The sequence below is a fragment of the Nocardia sp. XZ_19_231 genome, assembly GCF_015355705.1.
GTDB lineage: Bacteria > Actinomycetota > Actinomycetes > Mycobacteriales > Mycobacteriaceae > Nocardia > Nocardia salmonicida.
In genome coordinates this window covers 25922-52153 of sequence record NZ_JACUZI010000003.1, presented here as the reverse complement: position 1 = coordinate 52153, position 26232 = coordinate 25922, and the positions used below count along the sequence as shown (strand labels likewise).

The 26232-nt window shown below is 67.1% G+C and carries 29 protein-coding genes; 12 read left to right on the top strand and 17 right to left on the bottom strand.

Features of this window, described 5'->3' with window-relative positions; genetic code table 11:
• Nucleotides 1-11 precede the first annotated feature (11 nt).
• The 5 genes from IBJ82_RS13525 to IBJ82_RS13505 all read right to left on the bottom strand — a co-directional run bounded on the left by IBJ82_RS13525 (nt 12) and on the right by IBJ82_RS13505 (nt 3771).
• Nucleotides 12-1640: an acyl-CoA synthetase gene (locus IBJ82_RS13525; RefSeq protein ID WP_194826307.1), complete on the bottom strand. Its 1629-nt coding sequence runs from the start codon at nt 1638-1640 to the stop codon at nt 12-14.
• 101 nt (nt 1641-1741) lie between these two features.
• The gene (locus tag IBJ82_RS13520; protein ID WP_194827111.1) at nt 1742-2236 is read right to left on the bottom strand and encodes a winged helix-turn-helix domain-containing protein; all 495 of its coding nucleotides are present in this window, start codon (nt 2234-2236) and stop codon (nt 1742-1744) included.
• A 97-nt stretch (nt 2237-2333) separates the two neighbouring features.
• Nucleotides 2334-2966, bottom strand: a complete 633-nt coding sequence (locus IBJ82_RS13515; protein WP_194826306.1) for a hypothetical protein — start codon at nt 2964-2966, stop codon at nt 2334-2336.
• 128 nt (nt 2967-3094) lie between these two features.
• The gene (locus tag IBJ82_RS13510; protein WP_056812679.1) at nt 3095-3472 is read right to left on the bottom strand and encodes a hypothetical protein; all 378 of its coding nucleotides are present in this window, start codon (nt 3470-3472) and stop codon (nt 3095-3097) included.
• Nucleotides 3469-3771 carry a type II toxin-antitoxin system Phd/YefM family antitoxin gene (locus IBJ82_RS13505; protein WP_056812676.1) on the bottom strand — a complete coding sequence of 101 codons (303 nt, stop codon included), beginning with the start codon at nt 3769-3771 and terminating at the stop codon, nt 3469-3471. The genes IBJ82_RS13510 and IBJ82_RS13505 overlap by 4 nt, the downstream gene beginning before the upstream one ends.
• Nucleotides 3772-3784: 13 nt before the next feature.
• Here IBJ82_RS13505 and IBJ82_RS13500 point away from each other — a divergent pair, with 13 nt between their 5' ends.
• Nucleotides 3785-4198 carry a tyrosine-protein phosphatase gene (locus tag IBJ82_RS13500; protein WP_370585297.1) on the top strand — a complete coding sequence of 138 codons (414 nt, stop codon included), beginning with the start codon at nt 3785-3787 and terminating at the stop codon, nt 4196-4198.
• Nucleotides 4199-4255: 57 nt separating this feature from the next.
• On the opposite strand, the gene IBJ82_RS13495 is transcribed toward IBJ82_RS13500, so the two are convergent.
• The gene (locus tag IBJ82_RS13495; RefSeq protein WP_194826305.1) at nt 4256-5239 is read right to left on the bottom strand and encodes a diiron oxygenase; all 984 of its coding nucleotides are present in this window, start codon (nt 5237-5239) and stop codon (nt 4256-4258) included.
• A gap of 216 nt (nt 5240-5455) precedes the next feature.
• Between IBJ82_RS13495 and IBJ82_RS13490 the strand changes: the two genes are divergently transcribed.
• Nucleotides 5456-6418, top strand: coding sequence for a DUF5996 family protein (locus tag IBJ82_RS13490; protein ID WP_194826304.1), 963 nt, complete (start codon nt 5456-5458; stop codon nt 6416-6418).
• Nucleotides 6419-6437: 19 nt separating this feature from the next.
• Here the strand turns inward: IBJ82_RS13490 and IBJ82_RS13485 are convergent, their stop codons facing one another.
• The 4 genes from IBJ82_RS13485 to IBJ82_RS13470 form a co-directional block, all read right to left on the bottom strand.
• The gene (locus tag IBJ82_RS13485) at nt 6438-7451 is read right to left on the bottom strand and encodes a TIGR03617 family F420-dependent LLM class oxidoreductase (protein WP_228537117.1); all 1014 of its coding nucleotides are present in this window, start codon (nt 7449-7451) and stop codon (nt 6438-6440) included.
• Nucleotides 7452-7600: 149 nt separating this feature from the next.
• Nucleotides 7601-8377, bottom strand: a complete 777-nt coding sequence (locus tag IBJ82_RS13480; protein WP_194826303.1) for a DUF1206 domain-containing protein — start codon at nt 8375-8377, stop codon at nt 7601-7603.
• Nucleotides 8378-8701: 324 nt separating this feature from the next.
• On the bottom strand, nt 8702-9916 hold the full coding sequence (locus IBJ82_RS13475) for an acyl-CoA dehydrogenase family protein (protein ID WP_194826302.1): 1215 nt from the start codon (nt 9914-9916) through the stop codon (nt 8702-8704).
• 30 nt (nt 9917-9946) lie between these two features.
• A complete protein-coding gene (locus tag IBJ82_RS13470; protein ID WP_370585296.1) occupies nt 9947-11344 on the bottom strand; it encodes an acyl-CoA dehydrogenase family protein in 1398 nt (465 codons plus the stop codon).
• Nucleotides 11345-11470: 126 nt separating this feature from the next.
• Here IBJ82_RS13470 and IBJ82_RS13465 point away from each other — a divergent pair, with 126 nt between their 5' ends.
• A complete protein-coding gene (locus IBJ82_RS13465; protein WP_194826300.1) occupies nt 11471-12883 on the top strand; it encodes a glycosyltransferase family 39 protein in 1413 nt (470 codons plus the stop codon).
• A 22-nt stretch (nt 12884-12905) separates the two neighbouring features.
• Here IBJ82_RS13465 and IBJ82_RS13460 read toward each other — a convergent pair whose 3' ends face one another.
• Nucleotides 12906-13667 (bottom strand): alpha/beta fold hydrolase, encoded by a 762-nt coding sequence (locus tag IBJ82_RS13460; RefSeq protein ID WP_194826299.1) that lies wholly within the window; start codon nt 13665-13667, stop codon nt 12906-12908.
• Nucleotides 13668-13727: 60 nt separating this feature from the next.
• Between IBJ82_RS13460 and IBJ82_RS13455 the strand changes: the two genes are divergently transcribed.
• The gene (locus tag IBJ82_RS13455) at nt 13728-14108 is read left to right on the top strand and encodes a MerR family transcriptional regulator (protein ID WP_194826298.1); all 381 of its coding nucleotides are present in this window, start codon (nt 13728-13730) and stop codon (nt 14106-14108) included.
• Between the two features lie 32 nt (nt 14109-14140).
• Here IBJ82_RS13455 and ftsX read toward each other — a convergent pair whose 3' ends face one another.
• The 6 genes from ftsX to IBJ82_RS13425 all read right to left on the bottom strand — a co-directional run bounded on the left by ftsX (nt 14141) and on the right by IBJ82_RS13425 (nt 18945).
• Nucleotides 14141-15043: a permease-like cell division protein FtsX gene (gene ftsX / locus IBJ82_RS13450; protein ID WP_056812613.1), complete on the bottom strand. Its 903-nt coding sequence runs from the start codon at nt 15041-15043 to the stop codon at nt 14141-14143.
• Nucleotides 15043-15732: a cell division ATP-binding protein FtsE gene (ftsE, locus tag IBJ82_RS13445; protein WP_056812609.1), complete on the bottom strand. Its 690-nt coding sequence runs from the start codon at nt 15730-15732 to the stop codon at nt 15043-15045. Before ftsE ends, ftsX begins: the two co-directional genes overlap by 1 nt.
• 54 nt (nt 15733-15786) lie before the next feature.
• Nucleotides 15787-15951, bottom strand: coding sequence for a hypothetical protein (locus IBJ82_RS13440; RefSeq protein ID WP_194826297.1), 165 nt, complete (start codon nt 15949-15951; stop codon nt 15787-15789).
• Complete coding sequence (locus IBJ82_RS13435) at nt 15929-16795, bottom strand: mechanosensitive ion channel family protein (RefSeq protein WP_194826296.1); 867 nt, start codon at nt 16793-16795, stop codon at nt 15929-15931. Before IBJ82_RS13435 ends, IBJ82_RS13440 begins: the two co-directional genes overlap by 23 nt.
• 128 nt (nt 16796-16923) lie before the next feature.
• The gene (gene prfB, locus IBJ82_RS13430; RefSeq protein WP_194826295.1) at nt 16924-18042 is read right to left on the bottom strand and encodes a peptide chain release factor 2; all 1119 of its coding nucleotides are present in this window, start codon (nt 18040-18042) and stop codon (nt 16924-16926) included.
• Nucleotides 18043-18087: 45 nt separating this feature from the next.
• Nucleotides 18088-18945 carry a helix-turn-helix transcriptional regulator gene (locus IBJ82_RS13425; RefSeq protein ID WP_194826294.1) on the bottom strand — a complete coding sequence of 286 codons (858 nt, stop codon included), beginning with the start codon at nt 18943-18945 and terminating at the stop codon, nt 18088-18090.
• Nucleotides 18946-19086: 141 nt separating this feature from the next.
• On the opposite strand from IBJ82_RS13425, the gene IBJ82_RS13420 reads away from it, so the two are divergent.
• The 8 genes from IBJ82_RS13420 (at nt 19087) to IBJ82_RS13385 (ending at nt 26226) form a co-directional block, all read left to right on the top strand.
• On the top strand, nt 19087-19668 hold the full coding sequence (locus IBJ82_RS13420) for an NAD(P)H-dependent oxidoreductase (protein ID WP_194826293.1): 582 nt from the start codon (nt 19087-19089) through the stop codon (nt 19666-19668).
• 38 nt (nt 19669-19706) lie between these two features.
• Nucleotides 19707-20492 (top strand): histidinol-phosphatase, encoded by a 786-nt coding sequence (gene hisN, locus IBJ82_RS13415; RefSeq protein ID WP_194826292.1) that lies wholly within the window; start codon nt 19707-19709, stop codon nt 20490-20492.
• 94 nt (nt 20493-20586) lie between these two features.
• Entirely contained in the window at nt 20587-22578 is a 1992-nt protein-coding gene (gene recQ, locus IBJ82_RS13410; RefSeq protein ID WP_194826291.1) for a DNA helicase RecQ, read from the top strand.
• 93 nt (nt 22579-22671) lie between these two features.
• Nucleotides 22672-22905, top strand: coding sequence for a hypothetical protein (locus tag IBJ82_RS13405; protein WP_194826290.1), 234 nt, complete (start codon nt 22672-22674; stop codon nt 22903-22905).
• 287 nt (nt 22906-23192) lie between these two features.
• Nucleotides 23193-23807, top strand: coding sequence for a YdcF family protein (locus tag IBJ82_RS13400; RefSeq protein WP_194826289.1), 615 nt, complete (start codon nt 23193-23195; stop codon nt 23805-23807).
• 95 nt (nt 23808-23902) lie between these two features.
• Nucleotides 23903-24841, top strand: coding sequence for an acyl-ACP desaturase (locus IBJ82_RS13395; RefSeq protein WP_194826288.1), 939 nt, complete (start codon nt 23903-23905; stop codon nt 24839-24841).
• A 48-nt stretch (nt 24842-24889) separates the two neighbouring features.
• Entirely contained in the window at nt 24890-25363 is a 474-nt protein-coding gene (smpB, locus tag IBJ82_RS13390; protein ID WP_056812582.1) for an SsrA-binding protein SmpB, read from the top strand.
• Entirely contained in the window at nt 25363-26226 is an 864-nt protein-coding gene (locus IBJ82_RS13385) for a DMT family transporter (RefSeq protein WP_194826287.1), read from the top strand. Before smpB ends, IBJ82_RS13385 begins: the two co-directional genes overlap by 1 nt.
• The last annotated feature ends 6 nt before the right edge of the window (nt 26227-26232 follow it).

The window sequence follows — 26232 nt, the reverse complement described above, 5'->3', positions numbered from 1 at the left end:
GTAGCCCGGGCCTATCCCTGTGAGACCTCATAGTCGATAAGGGTGCGGCGCACGATCTTGCCGGTGGCGTTGCGGGGCAGTTCGTCGAGGAAGACCACCTCGCGCGGCACCTTGAACCTGGCCAGGTTCGCCTTGACGTGCGCCTGGAGTTCGGCGGCCTCGACCGTGTGGCCTTCTTCGAGGACGACGAAGGCGCGCAGCCGTTTTCCGAATTCCGGGTCGTCGACGCCGACCACCGCCACGTCGAAGATCTCGGGCCGCTCGACCAGGAGGTTCTCGACTTCCTGCGGGTACACGTTCTCGCCGCCGGAGACGATCATGTCGTCGTCGCGACCGTCGACCATGAGCAGCCCGGAGTCGGTGAAGTGCCCCATGTCGCCGCTGGACATGAAGCCGTCGAGGATCTGCTTGTGCCTGCCGTCGGTGTAGCCCTCGAACGGCGCGCCACTGCGCACGAAGATCCGGCCACGGGCGCCCGGGGTCTCGACCTGTTGGTCCTGGTCGTCATAGAGGCGGACCTCGCAGGTGATCGGGGAACGGCCGACCGTGCCCGGCGCTTCCGCCAGCTCGGCCGGGTTCGCGATGGTCGCGATGGCCACCTCGGTCGACCCGTAGAGGTTGTAGAGCACCGGTCCGAAGGCCTCGGTGGCGCGGATGCACAGCTCAGGGGTGAGCGCGGAACCGGCGAACAGGATCACCTTCAGCGACGACAGATCGTATTTCGCGCGGACCTCCGGCGGCAGCTCGGTCATCCGGTGCAGCATCGTCGGCACACAGACGAGCATCTCGACCTTGTGCTCGGCGATCGTGGCGAGGGTGGCCTCGGCGTCGAATCGACGGCGCATGACGATCTTGTTCGACAGGATCGTGTTGACCAGCCAGGTGCCCAGGCCCGTGCTGTGGAAGATCGGCGACACGATCATCGCCGTGCCCCGCCGAGGGAAGGGCACGCGGTCGACGAACTGGGCGGTGGCCATCGGCGTGACCTTGGTGCGCGGGGCGCCCTTCGGCAGGCCGGTCGTGCCGCTGGTGAGGATGATGAAGCCGCCCGGCTTGCTCGGCGCGGGCAGATCATCGGTGGAGTTCGCGCCGATGAGATCGTCGAAAGTCTTTGCGCCAGAAGGAAGCTCGGTGCCTTCGTCGACCCAGGTGAGAAAGCGCGGTAGGTCGTCGGGTAAGGCGTCGAGCAGGCCGAGGAACTCGCTGTCGTGCAGCACCGCGCGCACGTTCTCGCGCTCGCACACCTCGGCGAACTGCGGCTTGGCGAAGCCGGTGTTCATCAGTGCGATCCGCGCACCCAGCTTGCCCGCCGCGATCATCGACATGATCAAGCCGCGGTGGTCGCGGGCCAGCACGGCGATGACCGTGCCCTCGCCGATGCCCGTTTCGCGCAGGCCGCGGGCGATAGCGGTGGACTGCTGGTCGAGTTCGCGGTAAGTGAGCTCACCGCGCTCGTCCACGAGGGCCACCTGATCGGGGGCGACCCGGGCCGAATGGCGCACGAGGGTGGCCTGCGGGCCGTAGATCTTGGATTCCTTCATCGTCCGCAGTGTCTCGAGCGGCGTCTTGGGGTCGGAGACCCCGCGTGCGCGCAGCACGCCGATCGCCTTCACGCTTTCGAGCAGATGTGACACGTTCACTCGACTACCTCCGCTGCTTTGATCACTCGACGCTCACCGTAGCAGTCGATGTGCCTTGCGTCACAGTAGTCTATCCGGGCAATTGGGACATCTCCACAAGATCAGCGTTGTGCCGCCGCCAGCACGGCGAGGAGCGGGACGAGCCTGCTCTCCGGCACCTCGAAACGGCCCAAGCCCGCCGTCTGCAACCAGCCGACGGCGGCCAGCTGGCGCAGGTGCTGGTAGATCTCGGGCGAGGTGCCCAGTTCTGCGATGGCGGCGAGATCGGCGGCGGTTCTGCGTCCGTAGACGATTTCCTGGAGCAGGCGCAGCCGAACCGGATCGGCAAGTGCGGCAAGGCAATTGGCCGCTTCGATGGTCCAGACGTCACCGACGATGGCATCGGTGGGGTACTGCGCCTGCCAATCGAATCGCTCGCCGGTGGGCAGTTGCAGCGCGCCCGCCAGCAGCACACCACCGGTGCGTTTGCCCGCATCGGCGAATTCCTGCCGCAGGCGCGCCACCGCCCACGGCAGCTGCGCGTCCTCGGGCCGCACGCTCTCCAGCGCGGCAACACGGCGTTCCAGTTCTTCGAGTCGGTCGACCAGATCCTCCACGTCGGTCAACCTACGCCACACCGAAGCTGTTGCGCTGCATCATCGAAACGACAACGCACCCCGGGACGAGTGGACCCGGGGTGCGAGGGGGTGAGAGTTAACGCGTGACAGCGCCGAACGAGGGCTGCTGGATCGTGCCGAGCTGGTAGGCGAACCCGTCCGGGTGTGCCTCGTCGACGGGCACGGGCCAGCGGTGCCACAGGTTGCCGTAGACCGCGGCCACGATGAGCCCGCCGCCGGTGTTCAGCGGTGCGGTGCGGATGGTGGTATCGACGGGCACGTCCTGGTGTTCGGTCAGGACCGCGGTGCCGCTCTGCCCGTTGGACAGATTCAGCCACATGACCTCGAGCTTGGCGGCACCCTGATTGGGCGAGATGGCGCCCGGCCCGCCGAAGAAGCCGAAGCGGAAGCCGTCGATATCGAGGGCGATGCCCGAGCCGTACACCCCGGGCCCGCTGCCGTTCTGGCCGACATCGGAGGTCGCGGGGATCTGGAAGGGCTGTGCGGGCAGCGCGACGTCGACCTTGCCCTTGGCGGTGAGCTGATCGAGGGCGGCGAGTGCGCCCGGATTGTTCGCCACCGAGGTGCGCAGCTGCGAGACGGCCGAGGCCACATCGACAGTCTGTGGCTTCGGATCCGCGACCGCGGGGCCCGCGAAGACGATGGCGACGGCGGCCGAAGTGACGGCTACCGCGGTGGTGAAGCGACGCATGAAACTCAGATGATGCATAACCAGCTCTCCTCGAGTGTTCCTGGTGCAGCTTTCCCTGGTAATTCGTCCGCTGTGCACCGTACCGACAGCGGGTGTGGGCTCCGTCACTACCCCGGGAAAGCCGAATTCAGGACCTCTGGAGAGGGTTACGGCATGTTCGCGATCTCCACTTTGTAACCGCGATACAGCTCGGGTTTGGCGGTGAGGATCGGCATGTCCAGATTCTGCGCGGTGAACACCACGGGCGCGATCAGCGGCCAGTCGAGGTGGTCGTCGACGATCGGCACCGTGGTGCCGATGCGGATGGCGGTGGGCGCGTCGAGTTCGGCCCAGCGCACGGCGACGCGATTGTCGAGCAGGCGCCCGAGTTCGTCGATGTTGTCGACGGCGCGCATCGCGGCCATCAGGCTCACGGTGGGCACCACCAGGATTCGGCGCTGCTGGGTGAACTGGCGCATGATCACCTGCCCGAACAGCGGCGACAGGGCCAGTGAGGTGAGCGCGGTGTGATCGGCGACGCTCACTGGTGGCTGTCCAGCGCGCCCATCAGCTTGCTCAGTTTGGCTTGCGCCTCGGCGATGTCTTCCGCGGAGTGCTGGGTGATCCTGGCGTCGAGCTTGCCCAGGATCTGTTCACGGAGATCATCGTTGAAGTACGCGGGGGGCAACGCCCCGTGCCGCAACACCCCGGCAGGTACCACCGCGACCAATTCTTTCCCCTCCCGCGTCACGATCACCGGCCGTCCGCTCGCGGACACCCCGTCAAAAACACTGCCCAGCTGACCACGTAACTCGGTCAGGGGCACACTGTCGTAATCGGCCATAGTCAACTGTACATTGCGCTGTACAGCTCACTGCTGGTATCGCTGTGTACAGCCCCGGGGTCCGATCGCCGAGCAGCCCGGTCCGATCGTGTTCCACTGCACCGCGGGCAAGGATCGCACCGGGTGGGCGACCTACCTGCTGCAGAGCATCGTCGGCGTCGACTCGGACACGATCATGGGCGACTACCTACTCACCAACGAGTACTCGGCCGCCTCGATCGAGGCCACCGTCGCGCACATCGCCGCGACGAGGGGGCCCGAGGCGGCCGCTGTCATCCGTCCGCTGCTCGGAGTGGACCGCAGCTATCTCGAGGCCGGTATCGCCCAGCTGACCACGGACTACGGCACCGTCGACAAATACCTGCGCGACGGTCTCGGCCTGCGCCCGCAGGTCGTCAACGCGCTGCGAGCCAAGCTCCTCGAGTAGTACGCCGACGGCCCGCCGGAACGATGATCCGGCGGGCCGTCGTACTCACTCGATCACTCAGGCGACTTTGCGAGCCGGTTCGCTGCGGTAGCGGGTCACCGGGCCGTCGATGCCGAGCAGGCGCCAGGTGAGCTTGGCGACCGGGTTCATCAGGCCGCTGTTGGTGGCGAGGGCACGCACGTCACCGAAGATATTGCGCATCATGGTCTGCGATTCCTCGCTGCCCCAATACGCCTCACGCATGACCTCCGCCGGAATGTCGAACTTCTCGACGAACTCCTTCGGCGGCGTCATGATCATGTCGAGCATCACTCGCATGGCGATCGGGAAAGCCACGGAGAGTACCGATTTCGTGATCGGGTTCATGCCGGGCACGTTGCGGCGCAGGTATTCGTGGGCGAAAGAGATGTGCCGGGCTTCCTCGGCCACGTGGATCTGCATCACCCGCTGGACCATCGGATGCAGGTCGACGCCCGCGCGCAGCAGCGACTTCTGCAGGTGGTCGATCGGCTCCTCGCCGCCGAGGATCATCGTGAAGAACAGCTCGGGGAAGTACTTCACCGCGGGCCAGATGGCCATCGTCAGCTTGCGATCGATGGTGCCCATGCCGACCACGTCGCGATAGCCGATGCGGTTGATCATTTCCTGGAACATCATCGTGTGGTTGCACTCTTCGGCAGCCTCGTGCGTGATGTACCGGAATTCGGGGTCACCGTTGGGGACCGACACCAGGTACTGCATCAGCCCACGGATCAGCAGCTGCTCGAAATCCAGGCCGACCTTGGCGATACCGGCCTGGCGCCACATGCCGATGGCGATCTGCTTCTCGATCGGCTGGGCCTTGTACCAGGGGTGACGGCCGAGCGGGTCCTCGTCGGGCATGATCCAGCGCGGGTCGTCGCTGTGCACGGCGAACTCGGGCGATTCCCAGTCGATGTCGACGTAGGGGTCGAAGTGCCGGTTGACCGAACCTTCGGACAGGTTGCGCAGGATCTCGTGGTACTCGGGATCGGTGGCGGTGTTCTTGATTGTCGACAGCATCAGCGGTGTCTCCTTCGGTGTGGCGCACTCCTACGTTATATGAGACTCAGAGTCCCACACAACCCCGCCGGCGGTCGGGTTCGTCCTTGCGGCACGATCTACCTGCACCGACGTAGGATGAAACCTCGCAGGACACGGTTGACCGGTCAGCCAGCGCACCTGGCTGTGAACGGGCGCGACCCCTGTCGGTCGCGCACCGAGAGAGCGAGGAATCCGATGGCTCGTTCCACTCCCGCCGAGGCCGTCTGGCCGACTCTGCTCGTCGATTCCTGGTCCGATACCCGCGACACCCTGCACATGTGGTCGCAGATCATCGGCAAGCTGAAAATGGCGGGGACACCGCTGGTCAATCACTGGTGGAATGTCACGTTCGCGGTGAGCGCGCGCGGGATGGCGACCGGGGCGATCCCCGTCGACGGCCGCCTGCTCGATATCGAATTCGACTTCGTCGACCACGAACTCGTCTTGCGCAGCAGCGACGGCCGCCGCGCCGCGATCGCCCTGCGCCCGCGCACGGTCGCCGACTTCTACGCCGAGCTCGGCCACGTGCTCGGTCGGCTCGACATCGTGGTCGACATCGAGGCGTCGCCGAACGAGGTGGATCCGGCGATCCCGTTCGCCGAGGACACCGACCATCAGTCCTACGACGCGGACGCCGTCCACCTGTTCTGGCAACAGCTCGTCCAGATCGAGCGGGTCTTCCAGCTCTGGCGTGCCGGTTTCGCCGGGAAATCCAGTCCGGTGCAATTCTTCTGGGGTTCCTTCGACCTGGCCTGCACCCGCTTCTCCGGCCGTCTCGCGCCCACGCACCCCGGCGGTGCACCGAACTGCGCCGATTGGGTGATGGAAGAGGCCTACTCCCGCGAATGCGCCAGCGCGGGCTTCTGGCCCGGCGGCACCGAGGGCACCTTCTACGCCTATTCCTACCCCGCCCCCGACGGCTACGCCGCCCGTCCCGCAGGCCCCGAGGGCGCCAGTTGGGACACCACCCTCGGCGAATTCGTCCTTCCCTACGAGTCGGTCCGAAATTCCCCCGACCCCGACGCCACCCTCCTGAACTTTCTCGACACCACCTACGCCGCTGCCGCCGATCTGGCCGACTGGGACCGGCCCCACCTGGAAGTCGACCCGCACCGCCTCGACCGTCGACTCCACCTCGCCGACACGACCGAGTTCTGAGCACGGGGTCGACGCGAAATCAGAACTCCCGCAACAGTTCGGTCAGCAGCGTGGGGTCCACCCGATAGGGCGTGTTGAAGCCGAGCCGCCCGACGATTCCGTCGTAGCGCTCGTGCAGTTGCGCCGCCGCGCGGGCGGGGTCGGTGGCCGTTATCGCGACGGCGTCGAGGAAATCGTCGTCGATGAGCTCGGCCATCCGATCCCATTCCCCGCTCTTGGACATATCTTTGAGCCGGGGTCCGAGTTCGGCCCGATCGTGGAGCTCGAGAATCGGCCAGTAGGCCGGCGTCGATCCGTAGAAGGCGAGCTGCTTTCGGATGGCCTGCCTCGCTGCGGCGAGGTCGCTCGCGGATCTGCCCGCCGCGACCATCGCCGAATGGTGGACCACGATGTCGTCTACGGGTTTCTGCGCGCGCCCCGCGCCCCGCGCCAGGGCGGGCAGGGTCACCTCGCGCAGAAATCTCGGCGTGCAGAACGGGTGCGACATGAATCCGTCGGCGACCTCTCCCGCGACCGCGGTCATCGCAGGCCCCACGCCCGCGAGATAGATCGGCGGCGGGCCGAACCCGGCCACCTCGGCCGCTGCGGGGCGGAACAGCGGCGGCATCAGGGTGTGCTGATAGAACTCACCCTGGTAATCGAGCCGCCCGCCCTGCTCCCAGCTCGCCCAGATAGCGCGCACCGCCATCACCATGTCGCGCATCCGGTCGGCCGGTCGGCTCCACGGCATCGAGTAGCGCCGGGTGATGTGCGCGCGGATCTGACTACCGAGGCCGAGAACGAACCGGCCGCGGGAGTAGGCCTGCAGATCCCAGGCGATGGTGGCCAGCAACAGTGGATTGCGGGCGAACGCCACCGCGATCGAGGTGCCGAGCTCGACCCGCTCCGTGTGTTCGGCGGCGAGCAGCAGCGGCAGGAACGGGTCGTGGGCCCCTTCGAACGTCCAGATGCCCGCGTACCCCGCGGCCTCCGCGGCGGCGGCATCCTTGCCCATCGTGGCGAGCCCGCCGGTCAGCGTTGTGTCGATCTTCAAAACGCACGAATCCCATCACCGTCGTCTGCCGTTCGTCGCGCGGTGTCGGTGACAGCGCGCGACGATTCGACCATCACCGTATCGCTGCACAGAGCCGATCCGGGCTGATCCGGCAAACGCCGAGGATAGGATTCGAGCGGGTCCGCGGATCAGACCGGGACGCCGCCATAGGTCCTGCGGTGCTTGGCCTCGAGGAAGGACAGCCCGCCGAAGGCGATGAGGCCGACCGCGATCAGCATGAGCAGCCAAGGGCCGAAAGGATTTCCGGCGAAATCGTGCAGTACCGCGTCGATACCCTTGGCGGCCGCGGCGTCGTAGTTGACCGCTGCGACCATGGCGGCGAAACCGATGCAGATCACGATCGCGCCCCGAGCGAGATAGCCGATCCGGCCCAGCCAGATCGCGGCCTCCCGCATACCGTGCGTCATCCAGCCCATCCGAAGGTCCTCGGCGAAGTCGAGGCGCAGACCGCGCACCGTCTGCCAGATACCGAAGGCCAGGATGGCGATACCGATCAGCAGCACGACCACCTGCCCGCCCTCCCAGCTCAGGATGCGGCCGGTCAGATCGCGGGCGACCGCGTCGCTCGGCGTCGGCGTGCGCCCGTGCATCACGAACCGCAGGGTGCCCCAGAAGGCCAGGGCATAGACGATCCCGGAGATCACGGCATAGGCGCGGTGTCCGCCCGAATAAGTCCGCCCCGCACTGGCCACCTGCACCGCGCGCCACACGGCCAGCGCGGCGAAGCCGAACACGAGAATCCACAGCAGCAGGTAACCCAGCGGCTTCGCGGCGAGCGCGGCCAGCGCCCCACCGGCATCCGGCTCGTGCTCGGCCGTTCCGATCGCCAGCATGAAAGCGAGAATGCCGATCACGACGTAGGCGACGCCACGCGCTACGAAACCGAAACGGGCGACTGCTTCCACTCCGCCGGAACTGGATCTGCGCGGCGCCCGGTCATAGGACCGGCGGCCCCAGCCGCGACTTCCTCCGGACCTCGTCCGCCCGCGCCGTCCGGTCCCGACTCGCTCTCGTCGCCGATATCTGTTCGCACTGCGAAATATGCTCATGATGTCCCTCATCTCTCATCCGCCGGAATGCCCATTTCGTGGCGTTCAAACAGCATTGGGCGAATTTCGATGCGACGAGATCTGCTGTCTGGCAGGCGAATGCGGGGGACGCTCCCGAAACAACAGAAATCCGGTGCGAGTCAGCAGTCGACTCGCACCGGATTTCTGTTGTCTATCAGCTCACTTCAGCTCGGAGCTGGTCTTTCCGAGCACGCGGCGAGCCACGATCAGCTGCTGGATCTGCTGGGTGCCTTCGAAGATGTCGAGGATCTTCGAGTCGCGGGCCCATTTCTCGAGCAGGGTGCGCTGGGAGTAGCCGATGGAGCCGGCCAGTTCCACTGCCTTGAGGGTGACGTCGGTGCCGGTGCGGCCCGCCTTGGCCTTGGACATCGAGGCCTCAAGCGAGTTCGGCTTCTTGTTGTCGGCCATCCAGGCGGCGCGCAGGGAGAGCAGGTAGGCCGCTTCGTAGTCGGCTTCCATGCGCAGGAATTCGGCGGCCGCGGCGGACTGGTTCATCGCGGGGGTGTCGTAGGAGATCTCGACACCCGCCTCGGTGAGGATGCTCCGCAGTTCCTCGAGCGCGGCGCGGGTGACGCCAACGGCCATCGCCGCCACGAGGGGACGGGTGTTGTCGAAGGTCTGCATGACCCCGGCGAAACCCTTCTCCACGTTGACTTCCGGCGAGCCGAGGATGTTGTCGGCGGGGATGCGGCAGTCCTGCAGCAGCAGGACCGCGGTGTCGGAGGCCTTGATGCCGAGCTTGTGCTCGAGCCGCGCCACCGACAGACCCGGAGCGTCCCGCGGGACGACGAAGGACTTGATCGCGGCGCGACCGAGGCTCTTGTCGACCGAGGCCCACACCACGATGTGGGTGGCGCGCTGACCGCAGGTGACGAAGATCTTCTCGCCGTTGAGCACCCACTCGTCGCCGTCGAGAACGGCGGTGGTGGTGACGGCGGCGGAGTCGGAACCGAAGGACGGCTCGGTGATCGCCATCGCGGCCCACACCTTGCCGAAACGCGAGAGCTGCTCGTCGGTCGCCACCGCGGCGATCGCGGCATTGCCCAGTCCCTGGTAGGGGATGGTGAGCATCAGGCCGACATCGCCCCACGAGGTCTCGAGGGAGTTGAGCAGCGCGGACATGTTGCCGCCGTTGGCATTCGCGGTCAGATCCACGTCGGCCTCGTCGTTACGGCCGCCCGCGGCGCCACCGATCTTCTGGGTGCCGGAGTCGGCGAGCCCTTCGATCATGGCGGCCATCGTGTCGAGCTCGACCGGGTACTCGTGCTCGGCGAGGTCGTACTTGCGGGAAATGGGACGGAAGATCTGCGAGGCGACCTGGTGGGCCTGGTTGGCGCTCGCCTTCAGCTTCTTGGGGAGTTCGAGATTGATCATTGGGGGGCTCCTGGAAGGTGAGAAACGGGCCTAGACCAGCACGATGCCTTCGGCGACACCGACGGAACGAAGGTCGCGGTACCACCGCTCGACCGGGTGTTCCTTGGTGAAGCCGTGACCGCCGAGCAGCTGCACGCCGTCCAGGCCGATCTGCATGCCCTTGTCGGTGGCCAGCTTGCGCGCCAGCGCCGCCTCACGGGCGAACGACAGGCCCTGTTCCGCGCGCGAGGCGCCCCGCAGGGTCACCAGACGCAGTCCGTCGAGCTCGATCGCCATGTTGGCGACCATGAAGGCCACCGCCTGACGGTGCGAGATCGGCTCGCCGAACGCTTCCCGCTCGTTCACGTACGGGATCACGTAGTCGAGCACGGCCTGGCCGGTGCCGATGGCCAGCGAGGCCCAACCCAGCCGGGCGAGCTGCACCGCGTCGCCGTATTCGGCGGCGCGGGTCTTGGCGTCACTGTCGCCGAGAACGGCATCGGCGCCGACGGCCACGTTGTCCAGGATCAGTCGACCCAGGCCCGCGGCGCGCAGGCCCATGCTCGGATCGGCTTCCACGGACAGCCCGGCGGTGTCGGACTCGACGATGAACAGCGCGGGGCGCCCGTCGAGTTCGGCCGCCACGATGAACAGTTCGGCATCGGCGGCGGCCGGGACCAGGCTCTTCACGCCGGTGAGCTTGTAGCCGCTGGGGGAGCGAACGGCCTTGGTCTGCAGGGCGAAGGGGTCGAACAGGGCGCGCGGCTCGTTGATCACCACGGACGCCTGCGGCACCGCGTCGCCGGTGAAGGCGGGCAGGTAGGTCTGCTGCTGCGCGTCGGTGCCCCACTGCGACAGCGCGACGGTGACGCCGCTCGGCGCCAGAATCGGCAGCGCCAGGCCCATATCGCCGTGCGCGAGAGCCTCGGCCACCAGGGAGTTGGTGACGGCGCCGCGCTCGGAAGCCGCGCCCTCCAGCTCCTCGGGGACGTTGATCAGGGTGATGCCGAGTTCGGCGGCGCGCTCGAGCAGGTCACGCGGGGCCTTCGCGGAATTGTCCGCGTCGTAGGCCGCGGGACGCAGGATCTCGCCTGCGAAGTCACGCACCGTCTCGACGATCATCTGCTGCTCGTCGGTCGGGGTGAGATCGAAGTAGCCCTTGGTCTTGGCCTCGTTGTCGACCAGACGTTTGGGCTCACCGCTGCCCGCCACCTTCGCGAAGGTACGAGTGGCCGCGCCCAGGGTTCGGAACCCGGTCTTGGTGCCCTCGTAGGTGACTCGCTCGATCGGCTTGCGCAGGTTGTACTTTCCCGCGAGCTCCGACCCGGTAATGGTCGTCAAAGCGCGCATCGCGGCGCCCATCCAGTCCCGTTTGGGCTGGCTGAGGCCGACCGCGGACGTGTCGTTCGGACGTCGCTTCGTCGCGCTGTCTCGAGTGCTCATCATCACCTGATTTCCTCGGCTGTCGGGGTGCCTTCGACCCCACCATCTTACTCTTCGGTAAGACTATCTTACTCTGGAGTAAGAAGTGTGCCGACCCGTGGTGGAAACGGTGGTTTCTGTCACCCTGGTCCAGTGCCCGTCATCGCGTCGATATTCGCGCTCGTTCTGCTGGCTGGTTCGGGGCGCTACGGCTACCACCGCGACGAGTTGTATTTCCTGGCCGCAGGTCGGCGTCTGGACTGGTCTTACCCTGATCAGCCGCCGTTGTCGCCGTTTCTGGCCAGACTCATGGCCGCGGTCGATCCCGATTCGTTATGTGTCATGAGATTGCCTGCCGTCGCCGCTGCCACCTTCGTCGTGGTGTGTGCGGGGTTGCTAGCGGGGGAGTTGGGCGGTGGACGTGCGGCGCGGGCACTGGCCGCGGGCGCTGTCGCGAGTTCCGCGCTGGTGATGGGCGTGGGGCACCTGCTGGGAACGACGGTGTTCGATCTGGCGGCCTGGTCGCTGATCTGTCTGCTGGTGGTGAAACTCGGGCGCGATCCGCGATGGTGGCTGGTGATCGGCCTGGTCGTGGGGATCGGGCTGCAGAACAAGGTGTTGCTGATCGTGCCGGTCGTCGTCCTTGCCTCGGCGCTGGCGCTGACCGGGCAACGAAAGCTGTTCGCTACCAGATATTTCGGGTTCGCCGTCGGGACCGCGCTGGTGCTGTGGCTGCCGTATCTGTGGTGGCAGGCGGACAACGGGTGGCCGCAGTGGGAGCTGAGCAGGGCGATCGCCGGTGGTTCGTCGGGGACCTCGGATTCGCCGATCATGTTCGTGCTCTTGCAGTTCGGGCTGTTCGGGCCGCTGCTGGTTCCGCTGTGGGGGTACGGGTTGTGGCGGTTGTGGAACTCGCGATGGCGAGCGTTTCCGCTGACCTACGCGGCGCTGTTCGTGGTGTTTCTGGCGACCGGCGGAAAAGCCTATTACCTCGGTGGGATGTATCCGGTGCTGCTCGCGGCGGGTGCTGTCGGGCTGAGCCGGTGGTTGGCCGAGGACCGGAAACGATGGGCGGCGGTCACTTCGGTGTTCGTGGTGAACGCGGTGATGTCGGCGCTGGTTTTCCTGCCGGTGTGGCCGATCGCGTGGCTGCGGGATTCGCCCGTCCTCGCCATCAACTACGACGCGGGCGAAACCATCGCCTGGCCCCGCTACGTCGAGCAGATCGCCGCCGCACGTCCACCCGGCGCCCCCATCCTCACCGCCAACTACGGCGAGGCGGGCGCGATCGAGCGCTACGGTTCCGAATACGCCCTGCCCACACCGCATTCCGGCCACAACGCCTACTGGTGGTGGGGACCTCCGCCGGATACCGCGACCGAGGTCCTCACCGTCGGCATCGACGGCGAACGACTCACCGAACTCTGTTCGATCGTCGAACCCGCGGGCACTCTCGACAACGGCTTCGGCATCGACAACGACGAACAGGGCGAGCCGATGTTCGTCTGCCGCAACCCGGTCCGCCCGTGGTCGCAACTCTGGCCGCAGCTGCGCACGCTCGGCTGAGGGTCCTGGTCGTCGCGGAGATCTAGAGACCGTGACGGTCGAGGAAATCGGTCAGCAGTTTCTCCCATTCGTCGGGGCGCTCGACCATGACGACATGGCCGGCTTCGATCTCCGCGTATTCGGCGCCGGGGATCGCGGCAGCCAGCGTCCGCGAGTTCGCCGGATCGACCAGCAAGTCGGCGGTGGTGGCCACGACGAGGGTGGGTACCGCGATGGCGGCGAGGTCGGCGGTGGTGTCGACCGACTCGACCAGCGCGGCCTGTTGGCGGGTGCCGCCGGGAATCGAGGCGGCGGTCTGACGGACGACTTCGTCGATGGCGGCCGCGGGCAGATTGTTGACAAAGCTGGTGGAGAAGCCGGTGAGCACGGTGAGCCGGGCGAAGGATTCGTGGTCGCCGCGATCGAGCAGGTCCTGCCAGGCCCGCACGATCAGCCGGGCGCGGTTGTCGGGAGCGGCAAGGCCCGCGGTGAGCAGCAGGCCGGTGACGCGGCCGGGGTGGCGCGCGGCGGCGCGCACGGCCACCGCGGTGCCGAGCGAGAAACCGACGATGGTGAAGGTCTCGACACCCGCGTCGACGGCTGCCGCCACCAGGGCATCGGCGAGGCCGTCGAGATCCAACGGGGTGTCGTCGCCCGGGTAGTCCGACGCGACCACGGTGTGCGCTGCGGCGAGCGTGGGAATCACGGTGCCGAAATTGCTCTCGATTCCGCCGCCCGCGCCGTGCGCGAGGACGATGCCGGGACCGGAGCCGTGGACGGTGGTGGGCAGGGGAATCGTGTTCATGGCAGCGACGTTAGGGATTGACATGGGTGTGAAGGTCAAGCCGAAGATGCCGGTGGTCACATGCTGATCGGCGAATTGGCGCAACGCACCGGGGTCGCCACCCGGCTGCTGCGCTACTACGAGGAGCAGGGTCTGCTGCATCCGCACCGCGACGGTAACGGTTACCGCAGCTATCCCGCGTCGGCGGTGGCCACGGTCGCCCGGATCAGGGAACTGCTGGCCGCGGGACTGAACACCGACGACATCGCCCTGCTCATGCCGTGCGCCGAGGACGCGGGGCCGGTCCAAGCGTGCGAGATGTCGGTGCGAATCATGGCTGAGCGAACCGCCGAACTGGAACGGCGCATCGCCGACCTCGACCGCCAGCGATCTCAACTCGCCGCTCAACTCGGTGCGAGCCTCGCCCATGCGGGGGGACAGCCGGTACCGGACCTGACGTAGCACCCGCGCATCGGCCGTCCCGCCGACAGAATCTATTCGCGCACGTAGTAGCGCAGGGTGAGGTAGGCGGTGACGGCGGCGAACACGATGCCGACGGGGGCGATCGTCAGGGCCACCACCGCGATGTCGTCGCCGGTGATGCGCGGGAAGACATTGCTGTCGAACAGCGGGCCCAGCGCCCGGTCGATCACCAGCGGCCGGGCGATGACCAGGCCGAGGACCGCGAGTACCGAACCGACGAAGGCAGCCGCGACCGCTTCGAGGAGGAACGGTAGCTGGGTATACCAGCGGGTCGCGCCGACCAGTCGCATGATGCCGACCTCCGTGCGCCGCGTGAACGCGGCGATCTGCACCATGTTCAACACCAGCAGCATCGCGGCCAGCGCCATCACCAGCGCCAAACCGAACGCGGCATTGCGCAACCCGTCGAACAGGCTGGTCAGCCGGTCGACGAACTCCTTGTCATTGGCCACGATCCGCACACCCGGCCGGGTCGCGAAGCTGTCGTAGATGTGCTGGTACTGATCGGCATCGGTCATCTTCACCCGCAACGAGGCAGGCAGTGGTGAGTCGGAGATGTACTGCACCATCTCCGGCTGATCCGCGAACAGCTTCTTCGCCTCTTCCAAGGCGTCGGCGCGGTTGAGGAACTGCACGCTCTCCACGCCCGAGGTCTGCTTGAGGTCGGCGAGCAGCGACTTGCACGGGTCGGCGGCGCAGTCGGGATCGGTGTCGGAGACCGCGTCGTCGAGGTAGAAGCGCACCTCGAGGCGGCCGATGAAGAAGTTCTCGGTCTTGTCGGCCATCCGCACCGACAGCATGCCGCCGCCGAGCATCATCAGCGACACCGCCGTGGTCAGGATCATCGCGATGGTCATCGTGAGATTGCGGCGCAGGCCGTCGACGATTTCGGTGAACAGGAAACTCAGTCGCATTATCGACCCACCCCGTAGACGCCGGTCGCTTCGTCGCGCACGAGTCTGCCGTGATCCAGTTCGACCACCCGCCTTCGCATGGCGTCGACGATGTGGTTGTCGTGGGTGGCCATCAGCACCGTGGTGCCCACGCGATTGATCCGTTCCAGCAGGGCCATGATGTCGGCGCTGGTATCGGGGTCCAGGTTGCCGGTCGGCTCGTCGGCGAGCAGGACCAGCGGCCGGTTGACGAACGCGCGAGCGATCGCGACCCGCTGCTGCTCACCGCCGGACAACTCCGAGGGCAAGCGCTGCCCCTTACCGCCGAGCCCGACCATGTCGAGCACCTCGGGCACCGTCCGTTCGATGAACTGACGTCGCTTGCCGATCACCTCCAGCGCGAACGCGACGTTCTGTTCCACAGTCTTCTGCTGCAGCAGCCGGAAATCCTGGAACACGCAGCCGATCCGCTGGCGCAACTTGGGCACCTTGCGCCCCGGCAACTTGTCGACCCGGAAGTCGGCGACCCGGATCTCGCCCGATGTCGGCGCCTCTTCCTTGAGCAGCAGTCGCATGAAAGTCGACTTGCCCGAACCGGACGGGCCGATGAGGAAGACGAACTCGCCTTTTTCCACATCGACGGAAACATTGTCCAGCGCCGGTCGCGTCGAGGTCGGGTACGACTTGCTGACGTTGCGCATGGTGATCACGGGGAGCCAGTGTAGCCAGCGATGGGGGCGTCCCGGCCGGACACGACGCGCCGATCAGCGCTCGGGTTCGGAATTCACCCAGGTCGGGACAGCATTGAGGAACGTCGTCGGACCCTCGGCCGCGGTATCGGTGGGTTTGACGAACAAATAGACGACAAACGTCGACAGCCACGCCGCCATCAGGATCGCTGTGGACTTACGTGGTTTCACTGGTTTCACTGATTCCCTCCTTACGCAGGGCCGCGGCGACGCGTACGCGCAGTTCGCGACCCACTTCGAATTGTTTGCCTGGCAACGTGCGGGCAACCATCCGGATGTTCATCACGTCGAGCGAGAGATCTTCGACACCCATCACCGACGGCTCGTCGAGCAGAAGCGGTTTGAGGCGGCGGTCCTCGTAGGCCTTGGTACAGACCGCGTGCAGGATCTCGTTGATCTTGGTGATGTCGGCCTGCGCGGACACCGGGACGTCGATCGCGGCGCGCGCCCAGTCCTTGGACAGATTGGTGACTTTCACAATCTGGCCGTTGGGGACGATGATCACCTCGCCGTCGGAATTGCGCAGCGTGGTGATGCGCAGGGTCACGTCCTCGACGGTGCCCTCGGCCACCTCGGCGGAGCCGGTGACCGAGATCTGCACCACGTCACCGAAGCCGTATTGGCGCTCGGTGATCAGGAAGAACCCGGCCAGGATGTCCTGGACGATGCGCTGCGCGCCGAAACCGAGCGCGGCACCGAGCACCGCCGCGGGCGCGACCAGTCCGGTCACCGCGAAGCCCAGCCTGCGCAGCACCTCCATGCCGACCAGCACGTACACGATGGTCAGCACCACCCACGTGACCACCTGGGCCAGCGCGTGGCGATGCTTGGCCGCTTCGGTGCGCACCAGGGCATCGCTGGTCTGGAAACCCGAGTCGATCTTGGTGGTCACCCGGTCGCGTAGGAACGCCGCGAATCGGCCGAACAGCATCGCGCCGACGATCAGCAGAACGATTTCGAGTCCGCTGGAACGCATCCAGTCGCTGATCTCGGGTCCGCTGCTGGCCGCGAGGACGTCGGTCATCGCGTCTCCTTCATGGACCTGCACAGGCACAGTTTCGGTTCGGTCGAACGCACACCAGAAAGGTTACAGGTCGGTCACGGCGTGCGGTCAAACGTGCTGAAGCGCACGGTTTGTGAGCGAATTGCTGGCTACGCGTCGTCGTGATCGCGCATCCGCCAACGGATTCCGGATTCGATGAACCCGTCGATGTCACCGTCGAGCACCGCGGTGGGGTTGTTGACTTCGTGGTTGGTGCGCAGGTCCTTGACCATCTGGTACGGGTGCAGCACGTACGAGCGCATCTGGTTGCCCCACGAGGCGCCCTCGTTGGTCTTGAGCGCGTCCATCGTGGCGCGCTCCTCCTGGCGCTTGCGCTCGAGCAGCTTGGCCTGCAGCACGCGCATGGCCGAGATCTTGTTCTGCAGCTGCGACTTCTCGTTCTGGCAGGTGACGACGATGCCGGTGGGGATGTGGGTCAGGCGCACCGCGGAGTCGGTGGTGTTGACCGACTGGCCGCCGGGGCCCGACGAGCGGTACACGTCGACCCGGATCTCGCCCTCGGGGATCTCGATGTGGTCGGTCGTCTCCACGACGGGCAGGACCTCGACCTCGGCGAAGGAGGTCTGGCGGCGGCCCTGATTGTCGAACGGGCTGATCCGGACGAGGCGGTGCGTACCCATCTCCACCGACAGGGTGCCGTAGGCGTAGGGCGCCTTCACCGCGAAGGTGGCGCTCTTGAGGCCCGCCTCCTCGGCGTAGGAGGTGTCGTAGACCTCGACGGGGAACTTGTGCCGCTCGGCCCAGCGGATGTACATGCGCATCAGCATCATCGCCCAGTCGGCGGCGTCGACACCGCCGGCGCCGGAACGGATGTTGACCAGCGCGTCACGCTTGTCGTACTCGCCGGAGAGCAGGGTGCGCACCTCCATCGCCTCGACGTCGACGCGCAGTGCGACGCGCTCGGCATCGGCGTCGGCGGTGGCTTCGGCGGCGGCCGCGTCTTCTTCGGCCTCGGCCAATTCGTAGAGCACCGGCAGGTCCTCTAAGCGCTGGCGTAGTTCCTCCACGCGGCGCAGTTCGCTCTGCGCGTGCGACAGCTCACTGGTCACCTGCTGGGCGTGGTCCTGGTTGTTCCACAGCTCGGGATCGGCGGCCTGGTGCTCGAGTTCGTCGATCCGGCGGCGTAGCTCCTCGACATCGAGGACCGACTCGACCGTCTTGAGCGTGGTGTCGAGTTCTGCGAGGTCGGCGATAACGTCAGGATGCACGATTTCCTAGGCTACCGGTCGCCTCCGACACCGCGCGTAATCGGCTCAGCTTGCGATGGACCTCAGGCCGCCCGGACGGCGTCCGACCAGTTGGTCGAGGGCAGTCGCGCTGGCCTCGTCTGCGGGGAGCAGGACGTAGAGCGACTGGTCGTCGTCGATGGACAGATCCAGCGATTCGTAGGCCAACCGCAGCGTGCCCGCCTCGGGATGGCTGAGCCGATTGATCCCACCCGAAGGCGGGAGGCCGGGCAGGGTCGCGAGGCGATCGGTGAAGGCGCTGCCAGCGGTGACGGTGAGTTCGTCGACCAGGGCGGCGACCATCGGGTCGGCGCGGAACGGGCCCTGCTTGAGCGAGGCAACCAGCTTGTCGGCGGCGGCGTCCCATTCCGGGTACAGCTCGCGGGCGCCGGGATGGGTGAACACGAATCGGGCGACATTGGCGGGTTCGCCCTGCTCGAACAGCCCACTGGGCGCCATCAGCTTCCGATAGCCCTCGGTACAGGCCAGGATCTCGGTGAAGCGGTTGGTGATCGCGGCGGGCGCGGGTTCGAGCTGGGCGAGGACGGCCAGGATCGTGGGGCGCACCGTGCGGTTAGGGCTCTGCTCGGCGGCGCCGCAACTGAAACCGGACGCGCCTTTGGAGAGCTGGTGCAGGTGGACGCGTTCACGAGGGCTCAGCCGCAGCGTCTCGGCGAGCGCGGACAACACCTGGGCGGAGGGATGGCTGTCGCGGCCCTGCTCGAGCCGGATCAGGTATTCGACACTGACCCCCGCGAGCATCGCGACCTCCGCGCGGCGCAGACCCGGCGTGCGCCTGCGTTGGCCGACCGGCAGCCCGACCTCGGCGGGGGAGACCGCCTCGCGGCGGGTCCGCAGGAACAGCCCGAGTTCGTTGTCGCTCACCTCATCGACGGTACCCAGTGCGGCGCACCGGAGAGTGGCCGTGCCACTACCACTCTCAGCGTGGTCTCCCTGCGACGTTCGCGATCCGCGAGATTTGGTTGCACCGGCTGATCGGGCCGGTTCGACGAAGAGGAGAACATCGTGTCCACACTGAAACTCGCGATCATCATCGGCAGTGTCCGCGAAGGCCGATTCGGCCCCGTGGTCGCGAACTGGTTCGCCGAGCAGGTCGACGACCGCTTCGAGGTCGACATCATCGACCTCGCCGACACCGCGCTGCCCGCCTTGCCCGCAGTGCCGCCCGCGCTGGACCCCGACCCGGTGCGTCCGGCCGACATGCGCGACCTCACCGACCGGCTGGCCGCCGCCGACGCCTACGTGATCGTCACCCCCGACTACAACCGCAGCTACCCGGCTGCGCTCAAAGCGGCCATCGACTGGCACTTCACCCAGTGGGACGCCAAGGCGATCGGCTTCGTCGGCTACAGCGGCGGATCCGGTGGACTCCTGGCGATCGAGCACCTGCGCCAGGTCTTCAACGAACTCAACGCCCACACCGTGCGCAACTATGTCTCGTTCCCGCGCTACTACATGCTCTTCGACGAGAACGGCAGGCTCCGGGACCCGCAGGAGCCCGAAGACGCCGCCGCGGCGCTGCTCGATCAGTTGCACTGGTGGACAAGCGCCCTGGTCGCGGCGAAAACCGCCCAGGTCGTGGCCTGACCACCGTTCTCGCACGGCTCGGCGAATACACTCTCCGCGTGGCTGCCTACTCCGCTGACCTGGACCTTGCCCTGCGACTGGCCGACCAGGCCGACGCCATATCACAGGAGCGCTTCGGCGCCGTCGACCTGAAAGTCGACTCGAAGCCCGACCTCACCCCGGTCTCCGATGCCGATCTCGCGGTAGAACAGCTGATCCGCCGCGTACTCGCCGAGGAGCGCCCCGGCGACGCCGTCCTCGGCGAGGAATTCGGTGGAAATGCCGAGTTCAGCGGCAGGCAGTGGGTAGTCGACCCGATCGACGGCACCAAGAACTTCGTCCGCGGCGTGCCGGTGTGGGCCAGCCTGATCTCCCTGCTCGACGACGGTGTTCCGGTGGTCGGCGTGGTGAGTGCGCCCGCACTGGGTCGGCGCTGGTGGGCCGCCGCCGGGTCGGGCGCGTGGGTGCAGGTCCACCCGGGGGCGCCCAAGCCGATCTCGGTGTCCGCGGTCGCCGACCTCGACGCCGCGAGCCTGGCCATCTCGAGTCTGGCCGGCTGGCACGAGCGCGGCCTGCGCGAGAAGCTCATCGACCTCACCGACGAGGTCTGGCGGGTTCGCGGCTACGGCGATTTCTTCAACTATTGCCTGGTTGCGGAGGGTGCGGTGGACATCGCCGCCGAGCCCGAGGTCTCTCTGTGGGACCTGGCCGCCCTCGACATCCTGGTCCGCGAGGCGGGCGGCACGTTCACCTCCCTGGACGGGCGCTCCGGTCCGCACGGCGGCGACGCCGTGGCTACGAATGGGCTGCTCCACGACGAGGTCCTGCCCCGTTTGCGTGGGTGAATCGAGTTATCCACAGGTGCGCAACTTTCGCATCCGCCGCCGTCGGCTCCGGTCGACGGGCTGCGCGACCGGCGCTCGCTCGTAGGATGGCCCGGTGAGCAATTCCGGCGCCACAGCCCCCGATGTCGACGACTTCCCGCCCGAAGACTTCCCACCCGACGACGCGTACCCGTCCGACGGCGGTTACGTCTCCGAGCACGACTTTGCCGATACCGGCGGCTTCCACTTCGACGATCTCGCCCCGGCCACCCCCGGCCGGGTCGCGGCTCCCGACCGCGGCGAGACCGCCGACGAAGTCTTAGGCCGCGTCTTCGGCTACGACAGCTTCCGTGGCGACCAAGCGGCCATCGTCGAACAGGTCGTCGGTGGTGGCGACGCGCTGGTACTGATGCCGACCGGCGGTGGCAAATCCCTCTGCTACCAGGTCCCTTCGCTGGTGCGCGATGGCGTAGGCGTCGTCGTCTCACCGCTGATCGCGCTCATGCAGGACCAGGTCGACGCGCTGAGTGCGCTCGGCGTGCGGGCCGGGTTCCTCAACTCCACCCAGTCGCCGGATCAGCGGCGGACCGTGGAGGCGCAGTTCGTGTCGGGCGATCTGGACCTGCTGTATCTGGCGCCGGAACGCCTACGACTGGAAGCCACGCTGCGGCTACTCGACCGCGGCAAGATCGCGCTGTTCGCGATCGACGAGGCGCACTGTGTGTCGCAGTGGGGCCACGACTTCCGGCCCGACTACCTCGCGCTGTCGCTGGTGCACGAGCGCTGGCCCGATGTCCCGCGCATCGCGCTCACCGCGACCGCCACCGAGAAGACCGCCGCCGAGATCGTCGAACGGCTCGATCTGGGCGCCGCGAAGCAGTTCATCTCCAGCTTCGACCGACCCAACATTCAATATCGGATCGAATCGAAGAACCGCGCCGACCGTCAGCTGCTCGACTTCATCCGCGCCGAGCACCCCGGCGACGCGGGCATCGTCTACTGCCTCTCGCGCAACTCGGTCGAGAAGACCGCGGCCATGCTCAACGAGAACGGCATCCGCGCGGTGCCCTATCACGCGGGCCTGGACTTTCGGACCCGTGCCGAGAACCAGTCCAGATTTCTGCGCGAAGACGGCCTGATCGTGGTCGCCACCATCGCGTTCGGCATGGGTATCGACAAGCCCGACGTGCGTTTCGTCGCCCACCTCGACCTGCCCAAATCGGTCGAGGGCTACTACCAGGAGACCGGCCGCGCGGGCCGCGACGGTCTGCCGTCGACGGCCTGGATGGTCTACGGCCTCAATGATGTTGTGCAGCAACGCAAGATGATCGATTCCAGCGAGGGCGACGCCGCCCATCGCAGGCAGCTGCAACTACACCTCGACGCCATGCTCGCCCTGTGCGAGACGGTCGGTTGCCGTCGCGCGCGGCTGCTCAACTACTTCGGCCAGACCGGTGGCACCTGCGGCAATTGCGACGTGTGCCTGAACCCACCCGAAACCTGGGACGGCACAGTGCCGGCCCAGAAGCTGCTGTCCACGGTGCTGCGGCTCAAACGCGAACGCGGACAATCCTTCGGCGCGGGCCACCTCGTCGACATCCTGCTCGGCAAGACCAACCAGAAGATCACCCAGCATCGCCACAACGAGCTCTCGGTGTTCGGCATCGGCACCGATCTGCGCGACACCGAATGGCGCGGAGTGGTCCGGCAGTTGCTCGCGGGCGGCCTGCTCGCGGTACAGGGCGAATACGGTGTCCTCGCACTGACCGACGAGAGCAACGAGGTGCTGTTCGAGGGCAGGAAGGTGCTGATGCGGCGCGAGCCCGAACGCGCCGCCCGCCCTGCGCGCACCTCGAGATCGTCCAAGGCGACCGTCGACCTGCCGGCCGCGGACGTCGGACTGTTCGAGCGGCTGCGGGCCTGGCGCGCCGCCACCGCCAAGGAACAGGGCGTGCCCGCCTACGTGGTCTTCCACGATGCCACCCTGCGCGAGATCGCCGCGCGCAAGCCCGCCGACCTCGCCGCACTCGGCACCGTCGCCGGCGTCGGCGAGAACAAACTGGCCCGCTACGGGGAGGGGGTGCTGACGACACTGGGCGAGGAGTAGGGGCGTGCCGCCGCTGTCGGCCCCATAAGGGTGTACACGCGCGGCGGAAAGCAACCCGCACCGAATCGGACGACCCCGAGTTACTGTCGAGTCATGGCGAATGGTGAAGGCTCGGACGACGATACGTCGGGCAGCAGCCCGAGTGCGGGCGCCGACGCCCCGACACCTCCCATGCCGCACCGCCACATCGACCCGGTCGTCGCGCCCACCCTGCTCGGCGCCCACCACGGCGTGATCCACCGCGGCAGGCCACGCTGGTCGACCATCGCGCTGATCGCGATCTTCACCACCGCCTTGGTTCTCTACCTCGTGCTGAGCCCGGGCTGACATCCGCGTTTCGACAATTTCCCATGCGCCGCTGTCGGATTCAGTGCTGCCTCACTGATGGTCGTACTCCGCGCATCGCTGTGGTGCCTGCCGTTCGATCGTGCGCTACCTCGACCTGACATCCGATTCCGGAAATTTTGCGATGCCCTGCACCAGATCGGCCGACATACGCATGTGAGTTGTCGTAGCCGCAGGTCAAAGGGATACCTGCTGATGCCTCCCCGGTGCACCGTTGCCGAGCGGGACCGATCACTGTAGATCGGCCCGAGCTCGAGGAGGCGACGGCAATGGTGCGGTGGACTTGGAGTAAGCGTGTGGTGTGCGCCGCGATAGCGGTCACCGGACTGGCCTTCGTGCCGGTTCCCGCCGGTGCCGACCTACCGGCCCCACCCGGTCTCGACTTCGCGCGGGCCTTGGGCACGCCCGTCCTGCCCGGGATCTACGGCCCCGATACCGCGGTGGTGGTGCTCGGCTACGGCCTGACACCGGAGGGCACGATGCGCGAGGAGCTGGTCCGACGACTGCGCGCCGGCCTGGCCCAGGCCGTCTTCGCGCCGTGGTCGCCGATCATCGTCACCGGTGGCAATCCGCAAGCAGGTCTGTCCGAAGCCGACGCCATGGCCGACTGGCTGGTGTCCGCGGGCATCGACCAGAACCGGATCCTGCGCGAATCCGAGGCCGAATCGACGGTGGCCAATGCCCGCAACACCGCGTCGATGCTGGCCGAAAGGGGTTTGCGCTCGGTCGTCCTCGTCACTTCGGAGGACCACATCGCCCGAGCCAGAGGCGCCTTCTTCGACGCGGGCGTGCTCGTCGTCGGCGACCTCACCCCCGACCGCGCCCAGTGGGAATCGGTGCCGCTGCACGTCGGCGGCTTCGGCCCCCATCAGGGAAGGCTGTGACCGATCATCGCCGCGGCGTCGACCGCATGATGAGTAGTCGTGGAAATCTCGGCAATCAGGCAGAGAACCCACCTCCGGCCTCGTAACGTCGACCCATGACGCTCCACCTGTCCGACAGCGACATCCTCGCCGAGCTCGAGCCGACGGCCGAAGCCAACCTCAACGACCACCTGGCCAAGGCCAAGATGTGGCACCCCCACGACTACGTGCCGTGGGACGAGGGCCGCAACTTCGCGGCCATGGGCGGCGACGACTGGGACCCCGAGCAGTCGCGACTAAGCGAGGTCGCCAAGGCGGCGATGATCACCAACCTGCTCACCGAGGACAACCTGCCCTCCTACCACCGCGAACTCGCCGACACCTTCGGCTTCGACAACGCCTGGGGCACCTGGGTCGGCCGGTGGACCGCCGAGGAGAACCGCCACGGCATCGTCTTGCGTGACTACCTAGTCGTGACGCGCGCCGTCGACCCGGTCGCGCTCGAAGAGGCCAGGATGGCGCACATGACCGCGGGCATCGCCAAGCCCGAGAAGGGCTCGCAATTCCTCAAAGGCGTCGCCTACGTCACCCTGCAGGAACTCGCGACCAGAATCAGCCACCGCAACACCGGCGCGCTGTGCAACGACGCGGTCGCCGACCGCATGCTGGCCCGTATCGCCGCCGACGAGAACCTGCACATGGTCTTCTACCGCAAGCTCTGTGCCGCGGCCCTCGACCTCACCCCCGACGCGGCCATGCAGGCGATCACCGACGTGATCCTGCGTTTCCAGATGCCCGGTCTCAACCAGCCCAACTTCCGCCGCAACGCGGTCATGCTGGCCAAGCACGGCGTCTACGACCTGCGTCAGCACCTCGACGTCGTCCTGCGTCCGACCCTGCGCACCTGGCGGGTCTTCGAGCGCACCGATTTCGGGCCCGAAGGCGAGATGGCGCGCGAAGAGCTGCACACCTACCTGCTCGACCTCGAGGTCAAGGCGGCCCGTTTCGAGGAGCAGCGTGACCGCGCACTGGCCAGGGCAGCCGCGCGGGTCTGAGTCAGCCATGGAATAAAGGGCTGGCGCCGTCACTTACAGTTGACCGTTATGAGGGAAAAGGGGCGCAAGGTCATCGCGACCAACCGCCGGGCGCGGCACAACTACACGATCCTCGACGTCTATGAGGCGGGGATCGCGCTGGTCGGCACCGAGGTGAAGAGCCTGCGCGAAGGCAAGGCCTCCCTGGTCGACGCCTTCGCGACCGTCGACCACGGCGAGGTCTGGCTGCGCGGGCTGCACATCCCGGAGTTCAGCCACGGCACCTGGACCAACCATTCGCCGCGCCGCACCCGCAAGCTGCTGCTGCACAAGCGCGAGATCGAGCACCTGGTCGGCAAGTCACGCGAGGGCAACCAGACGCTGGTGCCGCTGTCGATGTACTTCTCCGACGGCAAGGTGAAGGTGGAGCTCGCGCTCGCCAAGGGCAAGCAGGACTACGACAAGCGTCAGGATCTGGCTCGCAAGCAGGCCGAGCGCGAGGTCACCCGTGAAGTAGGTCGGCGGGTCAAGGGCATGCGTTAGTGCTGTCGGTCGTGCTCGCCCTCGTCGCGGCGGCGGGTTACGGAGTCAGCGATTTCTTCGGCGGGATCGCGGCGCGCAGGGTCACCGCATTGCGGGTGGTCGTGGTGTCGTACCCGTTCTCGGTGCTGTTGGTCTTGTTGATCGCGCCGTTGGTGGGCGGACACGCCGATACCGCGTCGATTCTGTGGGGCCTGGCCGCGGGTGTGGCCAGCGGCTTGGCGGTGTGGTGGTTCTACGCCGCGCTCGCCGACGGACCCATGTCGGTGGTGTCGCCGCTCACCGCGGTGCTGGTCGCGGGCATCCCGGTCGTCGCCGGATTCTTTCTCGGCGAGCGGCCCGGGTCGGTCGCGATCGCGGGCATCGCGGTCGCTCTGGTCGCGGTGGTGCTCGTCAGCCGGGAGGCACCCGACGAAACCACCGAGGAGATCATCGGCGGAAGGCAACTGCGGTTCACCCGCCGAGTCGCGCTGCTCACCGTCGGGTCGGGCGCGGCCTTCGGTTTCGCGTTCTACTTCCTGCACGAAACCGACGCGAGTGCGGGCCTGTGGCCCCTGCTCGCCCAGCGCGTCGCGGCAACAGCGGTCGTGTGGACCTCGGCCCTGGCAGCAGGCGAATTCCGTGGTCTACACGGCGAACCGTTGCGCCTTGCCTTGGCGATCGGCGTGCTCGACGTGATCGCCAACGCCGCACTGCTCTACGCCTTCCACGGCGCGCTGCTCTCGGTGGTCAGCGTGATCGGCGCGCTGTATCCGGCGGCGACCGTGCTGCTGGCGATGGTCCTGCTCGGCGAACGCATCAGCGCCACCCAGAAGGTCGGCATGGTGCTCGCTCTCACGGCAGTCACCATGATCGCCGCGAACTGACTTCCC